General features: G+C 56.2%; 6 protein-coding genes. All 6 read left to right on the forward strand.

Features of this window, described 5'->3' with window-relative positions; all coding sequences use genetic code 11:
• The first annotated feature begins 35 nt into the window (after positions 1-35).
• The 6 genes from RDV48_14060 (at position 36) to RDV48_14085 (ending at position 13,979) form a co-directional block, all read left to right on the forward strand.
• The gene (locus tag RDV48_14060) at positions 36-3,368 is read left to right on the forward strand and encodes a PD-(D/E)XK nuclease family protein (protein MDQ7823920.1); all 3,333 of its coding nucleotides are present in this window, start codon (positions 36-38) and stop codon (positions 3,366-3,368) included.
• Entirely contained in the window at positions 3,343-7,065 is a 3,723-nt protein-coding gene (locus tag RDV48_14065) for a UvrD-helicase domain-containing protein (GenBank protein MDQ7823921.1), read from the forward strand. Before RDV48_14060 ends, RDV48_14065 begins: the two co-directional genes overlap by 26 nt.
• 68 nt (positions 7,066-7,133) lie before the next feature.
• On the forward strand, positions 7,134-8,867 hold the full coding sequence (locus RDV48_14070; protein ID MDQ7823922.1) for an ankyrin repeat domain-containing protein: 1,734 nt from the start codon (positions 7,134-7,136) through the stop codon (positions 8,865-8,867).
• A gap of 11 nt (positions 8,868-8,878) precedes the next feature.
• Positions 8,879-10,345 carry an ankyrin repeat domain-containing protein gene (locus RDV48_14075; GenBank protein ID MDQ7823923.1) on the forward strand — a complete coding sequence of 489 codons (1,467 nt, stop codon included), beginning with the start codon at positions 8,879-8,881 and terminating at the stop codon, positions 10,343-10,345.
• A 12-nt stretch (positions 10,346-10,357) separates the two neighbouring features.
• Complete coding sequence (locus RDV48_14080) at positions 10,358-11,881, forward strand: caspase family protein (GenBank protein MDQ7823924.1); 1,524 nt, start codon at positions 10,358-10,360, stop codon at positions 11,879-11,881.
• A gap of 25 nt (positions 11,882-11,906) precedes the next feature.
• Positions 11,907-13,979 (forward strand): caspase family protein, encoded by a 2,073-nt coding sequence (locus RDV48_14085; protein ID MDQ7823925.1) that lies wholly within the window; start codon positions 11,907-11,909, stop codon positions 13,977-13,979.
• Positions 13,980-14,010 lie beyond the last annotated feature (31 nt).

Raw genomic sequence — 14,010 nt, forward strand, 5'->3', positions numbered from 1 at the left:
AAGAAGTCACTCTTGCAGCAGGCAGGTGAGTAGTTATGAACCTTTCACCGCCAGGGGTCGTTGTCCACCCCACCATCCCCGTGCTCCAGCAGGCCCAGAAGGATGACGGGAGATCAGGGCATGCCGCTTCCCTCGGAAGGCGCCATATGCTCTTCTCCGGCCTGGTGGACATGATCCTTGCCACCATGAGAGAGAGACCGAGAGACATTGAATTCCTGGGGCAGTATCTGCTGGTGAAAACCTCCATGGAAGAGATGAGGGACGATGAGTTCTTCTCATCGATAATCCCCTACAGAGGATTCATAGAGCTCATGGTCTCGCTGATAACCACCTTCAGGGAGGCCCTCGTGACCTCTGAAGATCTCTTCAGGGCTGCGCCGGAAATGGGAGACTCCTGCCGCAAGTATGAAGCTCTTGCAGCCCTCTACCGGGAATACCTCACCACCCTGAGAGAGGGGCCTGCCTGGGACAGGGGAAGGCACGCTGAATGTGACGCGCTCTGGGATGAAGCGGGAAAGAAGATGAAGGCCCTGGAGCTGCTGGAAAGCCCTGAGGCGCTCCCTCTCATTGATTCCCTCGAGGAAATCTCCTTTGAAAACATCTACCGCCTCTCAGCCCTGGATTTCAGGCTTATCACCACCCTGGCCGCGAGAGCCCTCAGGCTCTCGCCCGATCACCCTCAGAAAATAACATTCCGTCTCCCCTACGACCCATACCGCCAGGATGCGTACCGATATCTTGAGCGCACCGTGCTCCAGTTCGAGCACCTTGCCGACTCGCTCCCCCCCCTGACCCTGGACTTCCTTCCCGGAGGCGCCCCTGAGCCCCTCCTTACGGCAAGGGATTACCTGAAGGCCCATCTCTTCACTCCGCCCGAGGATCTCATTGAAGTCATCCCCGTCAAGGCCGATGCCACAGTGCGCCTCATCAGGGGAGGCGATATGGAAGACGAAGTGGCCGAGATATGCCGCGAGATAAGGGTGCTTCTTGAGGGGGGCGCAGCCCCGCGTGATATCGTAGTGGCATTCAGGAGCCTGGTGGGATACGGCGAGATTGTCGCCCAGGAGGGGAAGAAATTCTCGATACCCTTTACCTTCCCGAGGGGGAACCCTCTCCTTTCAAGCCACCTCGTGAGGATCCTGCTGGCGCCTTTCAGGATAATCGGCTCCAGGTTTTCCTCAAGGGAGGTCCTGGAGTTCCTGAGCTCATCATTCATTGACTGTTCGTGCCTTTCCGGCAGCGGCCCGCCCCTCTCGGAGAGCGACCTCGATGACCTTGTGAGAGGCGCAGGTATTGTTGATGACGGTTCCCTTCCCTGGGAGACTGCCCTGGAGCGCTACAGGGTGGCCCTCATCGAGGAAGAGGAAGATGAAGGCGACCGTTCGGGGAAAAGAGCCCTGCTTCTGGAGAAAATCGGGAGGGCCGCGGCGGTGATCGCCTCACTCAGGGCAATCCTCCGGCCTCTTGCCCAGGAGGCTCCTGTTCACCGCTTCACGGGCATCCTGAAGGGATTCATCAGGAGTTTCGAGGTGGAGAGGAATGTCCTGGCCCCCAGGGCAGCCCTGGCAGGTACCGCCTGGCCGCTTGACCTCCTGCAGCGCGACATGTCGGCCCTTGAAGGCTTTGTAAGGACGCTGTCCGACATCGAGAGGACCTTCAGGGCGCTCAGGATAGAAACAAAACTTACCACTGCAGAGTTCTACGACCTGCTGGTGGAAAGCCTGAGAGGCGCCCACATGGCAGCGCCAGGCGACCAGGACGGCATAAGAGTGCTTGATGCCTATGAACTGGTGGGCTACCGGGCGCCTGTTCTTTTCGTCGGGGGTCTGGCCGAGGGGAGCTTCCCCGTGAGGCATTCCCAGGACGTGCTTTTTCCCGACGAGGAAAAGGAGGAAATGGCGGCGATCCTGGGGAGAAAGCTCTTCATTTCCACCGCCATGAGCCACTGGGAAGATTATCTCCTCTTCTTCAACGCGGTAAACACTGCTGAAAATACCCTTTACCTCACCCATCCCACAAGGGACGAAAAAGGCGAGACCCTTATGCCTTCATACTTCCTGGAACAGGTGTGCGACCTGGTGAGGGAGGAACAGGATGGCATGGCACTCGTGGCCCGCGACACCACCGGCGCCCGTGGATTGCCCTCACCTTCCCAGCTTTTCAGAAAGGCTGACCTTGAGACCTATCTTACTTACAGCCTCTGGCGCCCGGCGGGAGAGACCGGGGGAACAGACGTGCTCCCTCTCCTTGGCGGATACCTTGAAGAGAGGAATTCGGGCGGCCGCCTTGAATGGATTTTCCAGCGGTGTGCCACCGAGAGGCACAGGGAGTCCTTCCTCATGGCAGCGCAGGACGGTGCACATTGCTCTTTTTTTGGCGCAATAGCACAGAAGGATCTTCTCGAACACCTGGCGCAACGCTGGGGCAGGAGCCACAGGTGGTCGGCCTCGCAGCTTGAAGATTATGGCCGCTGCCCCTTTGTTTTCTTCATGAAGCGTGTGCTCAGGGTGGAAAAGGCTCCCATGCCGGAGAGAGAGATAGACGCAGCATCGGCAGGCACCCTGATCCATGAGATTCTTGAAAGGTTTTACAGGCGACTCAGGGATGAGAACCTCCTGGCAGCCCGCGATGAGGGGGCCCTCTTGAACCTGATGAGGACCATGGCGGATGAGATCTTCCAGGAGTGGGAGCGCTCCAGGCCCACAGGCGACCCCCACTTCTGGGAGATAAGAAAGCAGAGCATCCTGCGGACGCTGCTCCTCTGGCTCGGCTATGACCTGAAGCCCTCTCCCTTCACGCCGTGTTGCTTTGAGATGGAGTTCGGGACCGGTGAGAGCGGGGAGTTTTCTTTCCAGGGGGCTGACGGCCTTCCCCTCCTTTTCACCGGCAAGATCGACAGGGTGGATGTTGATGAATCCACGGGATCCATAAGGGTCATTGACTACAAGAACTCAAAAAGCCAGACGTACAAGGAGAAAATCAAGGGGAAAAACATAGGGACCTTGAGCTTCCAGGTGCCCCTCTATGCCATGGCCGCCGCATCGATACTTGAAAAAAAGGGCCTCAAGGCGACGGCGCGCTCCCGCATAAAGTCGGGCTATGCGCTGCTGAGGAAGCCCGAGTACCTGGCGCAGGACTTCAACGATGACGAGTTCCTTACCTATTTTTCAACAGACAGTGAGCTTATCAGCTCCCCTGGCGAAGGCCGGAGAAGCTTCCCCCTGGAAACTTCCCTTATCGTGGGGCGCATCCGCGAGGGATGGTTTGTTCCCACGGGCGTCAACTGCGACTATTGTGACTACGGCGAAGTGTGCCGCTTCAGGATGGAAGGCGAGGAAGAGCATGGACAGGATAAAGTGGTCTCCTGAAAAGGAGCTGGTCTTTCTCTTTAAAAAAAACCTCTGCGTGAGCGCAGGCGCCGGTTCCGGCAAAACTGCCGCCATCGTGGAGCTTAACTCGCGGTTCCTCTCGGGGGATACGAGCATAGAGGACAGGCCCCCTCTCACCATCGACGAGATCCTGGCCATCACCTTCACAGACAAGGCTGCGGGAGAGATGAAGGAGCGCATCAGGAAGATGATTGATGAGCGCCTCAGGTCTGAAAGGGAACCCCTGAAGCGCCGGCGCTGGATCGATGCCCGGCGGGCCCTCCTCTCTGCCCATATCAGCACCTTTCACTCCTTCTGCCACAGGATGCTCCGTGAGCATCCCCTCGAGGCCGGCATCGACCCCCGCTTTGAGGTGGCCCGGGAAAAACAGGCTGCCGCCCTCCTCGAGGAGTGCGCCACAAGGCTGGTGCTTCAGAAGATACAGGCCCGCGACGCCACGGCGACGCAGCTGGTTATGGATTACGGCATGACGGCCCTTGTCAGGATGCTCATGGAGACCCTCGCCACTATCCGATCTTCAGGCGAGAGCACTGCCATCCTTGAGGATCATTTCCACACCCATGAGGAAAAAGCACTGAGGGACCTCGAGGATGCCAGGGGCCGCCTGGTGGCAGCACTCGCTGCCATATTTGACGCAGTAAGGACAGGCCAGGTCAAAAAAGAGACAAAGTTTGCCGATGCCGCCGCAAGGCTCTCTCCCTCCTTTCCCTCCCTGGAGCAGGCCATACTTTCTCTTTCAGCGTCATCTCCATCAGGAAACCTCAAGATCCTTGATGAGCTCCACGGGTTTCTGAAGGGCAGCGTTCCGGCAGCGGTAAAAGGCCTCTGCGCTGAAGGGAAGGCCATCGCTGACCCGAAGGCGGGCGAGATCATGCTCATATGGAGGTTTTTCCAGTCCCTGCCCATGCAGCATGCCTTTGCCTCACTCCTCTCAGAGCTTGAAATCGAGTACCGCCAGGAAAAAAAATCCATGGCCCTGCTGGACTTTGACGACCTTCTGCGCCTGGCCTGCGATATGCTCAGGAACAATAAGACTCTCAGGAGAAAATACAAGAAAGCCTACCGGGTGATCCTTGTCGATGAATTCCAGGACACCAATGAGCTTCAGAGGGAGATCGTCTACCTGCTTGCCGAGAAGGAGGGAGATGAGCACAGCCCCGCTCCCGGTGACCGCCCCGAGAAGATTGCCCTTGAGCCGCGGAAGCTTTTCGTCGTGGGAGACGCCAAGCAGTCAATATATCTCTTCAGGGGCGCCGACGTGGAAGTCTTCTCCCGCGTCATAGACGATGTGAAGAGCAAGGGGGGAGAAGTGGTCTCCTTCTCGGAGAATTTCAGGACTCTCGATGCCATCCTGGAAGTCATCAACCCTCTCTTCGGGAGCCTCATGCAGGGAGGCACAGGCAGTGCCTTCATAAGGTTCCAGGACATGGACCATCTCAGGCCCAGGAGGCAGTATCTGCTGAAAGAGAGCCGCGTGGAGCTCATCCTCACCGCCGATGAAGGCTCCGCTTCAGCCCGGAGGGCCCTGGAGGCTGATGCCATAGCAAGGAGAATATGCCTCCTTGGCGATCCCTCACTGGGTGTCACCGTTATCGACGAGGATGAAGAGGGGAATCCTCTGCAGCGCCCTGCCCAGCCGGGAGACGTGGCACTCCTTTTCAGGACCCTGACCCATGTGCGATCCTATGAGCAGGCGCTCCGCGCGTACAATATCCCTTATTATCTTGTGAAAGGACGGGGATTCTTCCGCTGCCAGGAGGTTCTGGACATACTGAACGTGCTCAGGTACCTGAGCGGCATCCACCGTGACGTGAGCCTTGCAGGGGTGCTCCGCTCGCCTCTTTCGGGTACCAGTGACGAGACGCTTATAAGGCTCGCCATGGCAGCACAGGGCTTATCTTTCGCAGAGGCCTTCAGGTCTCGCAGGTATCCCCCCCTCCCGCACGAAGAGCACATGAAGCTCACAAGGACAGCGGAAATACTCTCAAAGCTGGAAGACCTCAGGGATACCCTTCCTGTCGGGGAGCTCATCGGCGAGATCATCTCATCCTTTGACCTCGAGGCGGTGCTCCTGTCAACCTTCCAGGGAGCGCAGAAGGTGGCCAATATCCGCAAGCTCGTGAACATCGGGAGAAGCTATGAAAAGGGCACAGTCTCCACCCTTGAGGCCTTTGTGTTCCAGATGGAGAAGGAGGTAAGGGAGGAGTCCCTTGAGGCGGAAGCGCAGCTTCTCGGGGAGCTCGAGGGAACCGTCAAGATTATGACCATCCACCAGGCCAAGGGCCTTGAGTTCCCCGTCGTGATAGTGCCCGACCTCGGAAGAACCGAGCCAGGCAGGACCAGGCCCCTCGCCTATGCCCCGGGGAGAGGCATCGCCTGCCGCTATATCGACTCAGAAAGCGGAGATGCCTATGACAATTATCTTTACAAGCTCATCAAGGATGAATACGGCGAAAAGGAACAGGCTGAGTCCCTCAGGCTCCTTTACGTTGCCCTTACCAGAGCCCGTGATTACCTTGTTCTGACGGGAGCTCCCATCGGGAAAAAGAAGGAAGGGACCTGGAGGGAGAAGATCCACGGATTTCTCGGCCGGGAGGTGATTGATTCCTTCACCGCCTCAGGCGAGACGGAAAAAGAAGTGATCCTCTCCAGGGAGGGAGCTTCATTCCCGAGACGTTACAATGGCACGGTGAAGCTCCTCAAAGAGCAGGCCCTGTCGTTATCGCGGCCGCGGCGGGAGCTTGCCCCCGTTGATGCGGAGCCTTCACTTGCCCATCCCGGCAGTACCGGAAAAGTTGAGGAAAACCCTGACGAGGCACTGCCGCTTTTCAGCAGGGAGCTGGACAAAGGCACCGGCGACCTCGTCCTGGCGCGGTGCCTGGACTGCAAAAAGCCCCTGCCTTCAACGCTTTTTCTCACTCCCACCCACCTGCTCACCTTTCACGCCTGCGAGAGAAAGTATCTTTACGACAGCCTCATGCGCCATGGTGAAGGGGCGGGGATGCCCCTGGACAGCCAGTCGCCCGAGGAGATCAGGGAAGCCCAGGGCTGGGCCATGCACCGCATTCTCCAGGAGCTGGACTTTCTCAGTGACAGGGAGACCCAGCGAGGGGAGCTGGAGCACCAGCTCCTTAAAATCGGCCAGGGAAAGCCGGATCTTTTCAAAAGGACGAAGCACATCATGCAAGCCGTGCTCAGGTTCCTTGATGCCCCTGAGACAGCCAGGCTGGGCTTTTTTGACGCCAAAGCCCGCCTTTACAGGGAGCATCCCTTTTTCCTGAGGGTCGAAGCGGGCGTCGAGGTGTTCCTCCACGGCACGATAGACTTGATTATCGACGGCGGCAAGGGGCCCGTTCACCTCGTGGATTACAAGTATTCACACGCTGACAAGGATAAGCCCTCTGATTACCGCATCCAGCTCCTCTCTTATGCCATGGCGGTGAAAAACACCCTGCCGCACCGCGATCTCGATGCCTTCCTGATCTTTATGAGCGACGATTCCGTGGAGTTCCGCCAGGTTGACGTGGCAGATGCCGCCCTTGGACGGTTCCGGGAATCCCTCGCTCTTGCCTGCGGTAAGATGCGGGACCGGGCGGGAGAGGAAGAATGGCCGATGGCAGAGAGAAAAATATGCACAGGGCTGTCGTGCCCTTACAGGGCAAGGTGCTGGTATTGACATCCCATGTGTGGTAGAATATATATACCATTCACTGGGGGTGCTTTACCGATGAAAGGAGAGATGCCATGAGACAGTCAAAGAATTCAATGACTGCAGCGATCCTGGCGGCGCTGTTGTTCCTTGCACTCTCCCTCCCGCCCGGGGCCCATGCCGCGAAGCAGGGGACCAGGTGGGCCATCGTCGTCGGGATAAACAAGTATATGAAAGAGGTAACACCCCTTCGCTGCGCGGAAAATGACGCCCTCCAGGTCAAAAACGCCCTGATGAAGTACGGGGGGTTCAGCGAGGATAACATTTTCCTCCTCACAAGCGACCAGAAGGGAAACAGGATGCCCGACAAGGGCACCATAGTAAGGTGGCTTTCATACATAAAGCAGAACGCGAAGCCCGACGATCTCTTCGTGTTCTTCTTTTCAGGCCACGGGATGGACATGGAGAAGGAGAGCTTTCTCCTCACCATGGAAAGCGATCCTTACAGCCGGGAGACCCTGGAGGAAAGCTCCCTCAAGGTCTCAAACCTCAGGAAATACCTGGAAGAGATGCCGGCGGCAAAAAAACTCCTTTTTATAGATGCCTGCCGGAATGATCCCCGTTCAGGAAAGGGCGAAAAAGATAACCTCCTCACTGACGATTTTGCCAAGAGGCTGAAAATCAGGGCTCCCCTGCAGGCAAAGCCGGCGCAGGCCGGCATCGAAGGTGGTCCTTCGTTTAATTCCACCTTCTTCTCCTGCAGCAGGGAGCAGCGCTCTTATGAATGGAGCGAGAAATCGATGGGGTTCTTTACCTACTACCTGGTGGACGGCATGAAAGGCAGCGCCGCCGACGAGAAAGGGAATGTGACCCTTCACTCCCTTGATTCCTACCTGGGACAGAAAGTGGCATCGGCGGTGAAAAGGGAGCGGGGCTCGGAACAGAGGCCCTTCAACCAGTCAGAGGGCTCCGGCGGCTACCTCTCTTTTGTCCTCTCCAGGCCGGGAAAAGTGAATGATTCAGAACCGCATGGGGTGCAGCCCGTGGAAACGCCGGTGTCGCAGAATCCCGTCCAGCCTGCGGGGCAGGGAACGGTGAACACCACCTATGGGAATCCCTCGATAAACGCAATTCTGATTAATATGTATGATAGACAGGATATGACTAAATATTCTGAAATCATGGCTTCTTTCCAGAACAACCCCAATGCAGTGAACAAACAGGAACTCCTCAACTACTTTAGCGAGCTTACAAAGAATTCCAATACCATGGCCATAGTGAATTCATATATACAGAACGGCTGGAACGTGAATGAGCAGGACACCACGGGTGGCACTCTGCTTCATCATGTGGCAATGAGGGGTGATATGGAGACGGCGAAACTGCTTATCAAGAACGGCGCCAACATTAACGCAAAAGGATCCAGTGAAATTACTCCCCTTTATATGGCTGTTTCTAATGGCCAGAAGATTATGGCTCTCTTCCTCATAGAGCAGGGAGCAGACTGTATGGCAAAAACGAAGCCTGTTCCCAATACCGACGATCTCGGAGGGCATACCCCCCTGCACGTGGCAAGCGCTATCTGTGACGGTGAGGTAGTGAAAGCGATGCTCGACAAGGGCGCTGACGTGAACGTGAGAAACAGCATAGGTTCCACCCCGCTTCACAATGCCGCTGAAAAGGGAAATATCGATGCTGCAAAGATACTTCTCCAGTATCATGCCGATATCAATGCAAAAGTCCAGAGCCTGACACCTCTTCAGCTCGCCCGTGCGAAAAACCAGCAGAAGTTTGCCGAGTTTCTGCAGTCGCAGGGAGCCAGGGAATAAGGAAATCCAATATGATGACCTTGAGGCATATTATTGCTTTTCTCTCTGTAATTGCGGCAACCAGTTTACTCTGCCCCGGCAGCGGAAGCTGTGCCTCGCGGGAGTGCGGCCATGATACGGCGTCAGTCATTCCTGACGCAAGGCCGGTGAAGCCTCTTATCACCCCGGGCGTCAAGGTCCCTCCCCCTGTTCCGTCGCCCCTCCCTTCCTGTGCCCCTTCAAGGCAGGGCGATCTCGATGACCGCTTCGTATGGGCCGTCTTTTTCAAGGACCTTGAAAAAATGAAGTCCCTTCTTGAGGAAGGCGCCAATATCAACGGGAGTGACAGGACGGGGATGCCGGCCCTGGTGAACCTCTGGAACGGCAGACTCTCCGATTACGGGCAGGTGCTTGATTTCCTCACATCTCATGGCGCCGATATCAACGTAAGGGACAGCTCAGGCCAGACCATCATTCACCGCATGGCCTGCGAAATGAATTTCAACAGGCCTCTCTATGACTACCTTGCGGCCCACGGCGCCAACCTTGATATCGCCGACAATGACGGCTACACGCCCCTTCTCTGGGCAGTGGCTTTCAGCAACGAGAGGATGGTTCGCCTTTTGCTGGCGGGAAACGCCGACATGACGGCAAAAAACAAATACGGGCTCACGGTCCTGGAGAGCGCCAGGCTTGCCGATAACAAGAACATCCTGCGCCTCCTTGGCGGGAAGATGGAAAGGAAAGCGATGGGAGTCCCTCCTTGCATGCTCCTGGACCTTAACCCGCAGATTAACACGCACCTGCTCACCCTTTACCAGGGTTTTGACGTGAAGAAACTCCAGAAATCGATGGCGGCCTTCCAGGCCAATCCAGGCCCCGCCACCACGGAGAAGCTGCTCGCGTGCTATGCTCCATTGAAAAAAAACAACCTGGCTCGAAAAGTGAGAATGAGCATCCAGAAGGGCTGGAGTGTCGATGAAGAGGACTCTTCAGGCGGTACCCTTCTCTACCATGCAGCCCTGGTGGGCGACCTCGCCACGGCAAAGCTTCTCATTGAGAGCGGTGCCGATATCAATGCCAGAGGGGCCTGCGGCATGACTCCCCTTTATGCCGCCGTCACCAATAATCAGAAGGAGATGGTCCTTTTCCTGCTGAAAAAAGGCGGCAGCTCAATGACGAAAACAGAAGCAATCCCTTCAACGGGCGATCTCGGCGGAAACACGCCCCTCCATATGGCTTCAATGTTCTGTGACAGAGAAGTTGTGAAGGCCATGCTTGACAGGGGCGCCAAGGTAAATGTAAAAAACGTCACAGGCGCCACTCCTCTTCATTTCGCAGCCCGATCCGGCAACATGGAAGCAGCAGCCCTGCTTATCAAAAGAGGCGCCGATATCAATGCCAGTGCCCAGGGCCTCACGCCCCTCCAGATTGCGAGAGCCTGCAACAGGGAAAAGTGCGCCCGCTTCCTTAAGGCCCGCGGGGCAAAAGCGCCATAGGAGGTCATTCCGATGAAGCTGAACAGATGCATTGTGCTCGCTGCCCTGCTGGCAGCGGCTCTGTTATACTGTCTGCCTGCAAGGCCCGCTCCCGCGGTGGAACAGGGACGGCGTTGGGCTATCGTCATCGGCATAAACAGCTACTTCAAGGAAGTCTCGCCGCTCCATTGTGCCGTCAATGATGCCAGGGAATTAAAAAAGGCACTCATTGAAGTGGCAGCCTTCAAGGACGATGATGTATTCCTCCTCACCAGCGAGCAGAAAGGAAACCGGATGCCCGACAAGGGCACCATCATCCGCTGGGTGTCCTACATCAAGTCACAGGCAAAGGCCAGTGACACCTTTCTCTTCTTCTTCTCGGGTCATGGGATGGACATGGAAAAGGAGAGCTATCTTCTCACGATGGAGAGCGACCCCTACAGCAAGGACACCCTCGAGGAGACATCCCTCAAGGTCTCGAACCTAAGGAGATATCTTGAGGAAATGCCTGCAGGGAAAAAAATCATCATCATTGACGCCTGCAGGAACGATCCACGCTCAGGGAAAGGCGACAAGGACAACGTCCTTACTGAATCATTTGCGAAGAGGCTCAAGCTAAAAGGCCCCATGGAGGCGAAACCGGGCAGCGCCGTACCAGCGGGAACCATGGCATTCAACGCCACTTTCTTCTCATGCAGCAGGGAGCAGCGCTCGTATGAGTGGTCTGAGAATTCCATGGGCTTTTTTACCTATTACCTGGTGCAGGGCCTCCGCGGCGGCGCAAAGAACACAAAAGGTGCCGTCACCGTCAAATCACTGGACGAATATCTTGGATTGACTGTGGCACAGGCAGTAAAGCGCGAGCGTGGAAGCGTCCAGGCGCCATGGATAACCCTCGATGGCACCTCAGGAGGCCTGGAGTTCGCCCTTGCCCATCCTCAGGGCTCCGGCTACGTGGTGCCTTCTCCCGCTACCCTGACCACTGAAGCCCCCCCTCCCCCTGTATATGCCACCCCCGCGCTGCCTTCCATAGCACCCGTTCCTCCACCGGGGCAGGGGACGCTGGAGAATGACTTCGTATGGGCCGTTTTCCATAAGAACATGGATGATATCAAATCACTGATTGCCAGGGGAGCCGATGTGAACGGAAGGGATATAAATGGAATATCGGCTGTGGCGAACCTTTACAATCGCGATTTTGAAGAATACAAGCCGGTGCTTGATTACATTCTGCAGCATGGCGCAGATATCAATACAAGGGATTCCTCGGGACAGACGATTCTCCATAGAATGGCGTCAGGAGATACATTTCCCAGGGATTTTCTGGAATATCTTATCACTCATAAAATAGATATCAACGCCGCGGATAACGACGGTTACACGGCGCTCCACTGGGCCGTCACCTTCAATAACGAGAAAATCACCGCTTTTCTTATTTCAAAAAAGGCCAGCATCAATATGAGAAACAAAAGCGGCGACACCCCTCTGGGAATAGCCAGTATCAGGAAATACGAGAAGATAACGAGAATGCTCCGTGAAGCAGGGGCAAAGGAATAATATGCGCTCTCCAGGAGGAGAACCTATGAGAATGTCAAAATGGCTCTTTCTATTTATCCTTATATTCGCCGCCCTTTTTTCCCCCCGCGCAGCCGAGGCCGGCACCAGAAAAGCCCTCCTCATAGGGGTGAACGAATATACCGCCGTGAGAAACTGCAACCTCCTGGGCTGCGAAAATGATACGGACCTGATGAGCCATCTCCTGACCATGAAATATGGTTTCAAGAAAAATGACATCAAAGTCCTCAGGAGCAGGGAAGCCACTCTTAACGGCATAAGAAGAGCCCTGGAAGAGTTTCTGACCTCAATTGCACCCGATGACACCGTAGTGTTCTTCTTCAGCGGCCATGGCACCCGGACCAACGACCTTAACGGTGACGAGCCTGACGGCTATGACGAGGCCCTCTGCCCCCGCGATGCCGTGGCGTCCCTCACTGCCCCCCGGAATCTCCTCCTTGACGACGAGCTCGGGAGCTTCCTCGGGAGAATCCCTGCCAGAAATCTCACCGTGATCCTGGACTGCTGCTTCTCGGGGACTGCAACCCGTGCCCTCTCCGATACAGGCACCAAGGGCCTGCAGGGAGGGTTCCTTACCGAGGCGGTAAAGAAAAAGATCAAATTCATGAATCCGGGAGACTTCAACGAGGCAGTCCCGGCCTCAGGTAAGAGATTCTTCGATACCCGCGCAAAATCAGGCTCCAAAGAAGCGGGGACCTCCATCATTCTCCCGTGGGTGGTCATCTCGGGATGCGCCTCCTATGAAAAATCCCAGGAGAGCAGCATTGAGGTCAAAAACAGGACCTTCCCCTGCGGCCTCCTTACAAAGCACCTTTTCAGCTATCTGAGTAATAATCCAAAAGATACCTACGAAGATTCCTTGAGGGAGATCAAAAGAGCCGTAGTGGCAGAGAACCCTTTGCAGACTCCTCAGCTCGAAGGCAATTACCTCTTCAGGGGGTTCTTCAAAGAAGGGTTTCCCCAGGCAGCATCATCGGAGCCCAGGGCACGTCCTCCCGTTCAAAGTCCTCCCGTGCAAAGTCCTCCCGTGCAAAGCGACCCGGTGAACAGCGTGACAGCTGTCAATGGTGCAACTGCTACAATAAGCACAGGAGCAGGTACGGGCATCACAAGCGGTTCTCTCCTTGCCGCTTACCCTCCCGCTTCCACAGGTGTTGAAAAATCATCAAGCATCGGTCTGCTGAGAGTGAAGACTCTTGATGCAGTCTCGTGCACCGCCGATATCATTGAAGGCCTGGGTCGTGTAGTCCCCGGCTGCCCGGTCAGGGAGAAAACGAGGGTATATGCGAATGCGCCCGTCACTGTTGCAATAGAAGATTTTACAGGAGCTGATGGGATCGCGGCGAAACTCGGGGCCCTTCCCTATGTGAAGGTTGAAAGAGGGAATTCCGATGCTGACCGTCTTATCCTCCCTTCTCTCAATGGAGGCGGCTATGGCCTTTATGCCCCCGATTTCACTCTGCTGCAGGACTTCAGGAGAGAATCTCCCGGGGCCATTGCGGCTGCCGCCGCACCGAGCCTCAAGTCCGCTTACTACATAAAATGCCTGGGAAACCTCCGCAACCCCCTGGAGCCCTTCTCGGTGAAACTGGACCTTGATGAAGACAAGCCCGTCTATAAGGTGGGCGATCAACTGGGCGTCACCTTCAGGACCGATGAGGACTGCCATCTTATTCTCCTCCATGTCTCTTCAGACGGGCTCATATCGGTAATCTTTCCCAACAGGTATGACAGCGAGAGCTTCGTGAAAAAAGGCCGGAAATACACCATCCCCCCTTTCAGGGATGGAAAGTTTCTCTTCACTTACAGGATTGCCGGGCCTTCGGGGCAGGAGATGATCAAGGCGATTGCCACGAGGGAGTATATCGATCCATGGGGAATTGATCCGAAGAGCCTCAGGAGCGCCTTCAGGGAGATCGAAGGAGACCCTGTGGCCCTTATGAAAAAGCTCCTGGAGACCCTCAGGCAGAAGCTTGAGGGCACAGGCCAGGGCCCGGGGGGAGGAGTCTCCCTTCCCGTGGGAGCGGGGGACAGGGCATCCTGGGCCACCGACGGCGTCACCTACGTGATAGAGGAGTAAGGGGAAACTCATACGGCACAAGGAGGATCAT

It is taken from the genome of Candidatus Eremiobacterota bacterium, assembly GCA_031082125.1.
Lineage (GTDB): Bacteria > Vulcanimicrobiota > CADAWZ01 > CADAWZ01 > Ess09-12 > Ess09-12.

What these genes read in the sequence shown, in the direction of transcription:
- RDV48_14060 (MDQ7823920.1), top strand. Translation starts at nt 36, where the DNA reads ATGAACCTTTCACCGCCAGGGGTCGTTGTCCACCCCACCATCCCCGTG.
- RDV48_14065 (MDQ7823921.1), top strand. Translation starts at nt 3,343, where the DNA reads ATGGACAGGATAAAGTGGTCTCCTGAAAAGGAGCTGGTCTTTCTCTTT.
- RDV48_14070 (MDQ7823922.1), top strand. Translation starts at nt 7,134, where the DNA reads ATGAGACAGTCAAAGAATTCAATGACTGCAGCGATCCTGGCGGCGCTG.
- RDV48_14075 (MDQ7823923.1), top strand. Translation starts at nt 8,879, where the DNA reads ATGATGACCTTGAGGCATATTATTGCTTTTCTCTCTGTAATTGCGGCA.
- RDV48_14080 (MDQ7823924.1), top strand. Translation starts at nt 10,358, where the DNA reads ATGAAGCTGAACAGATGCATTGTGCTCGCTGCCCTGCTGGCAGCGGCT.
- RDV48_14085 (MDQ7823925.1), top strand. Translation starts at nt 11,907, where the DNA reads ATGAGAATGTCAAAATGGCTCTTTCTATTTATCCTTATATTCGCCGCC.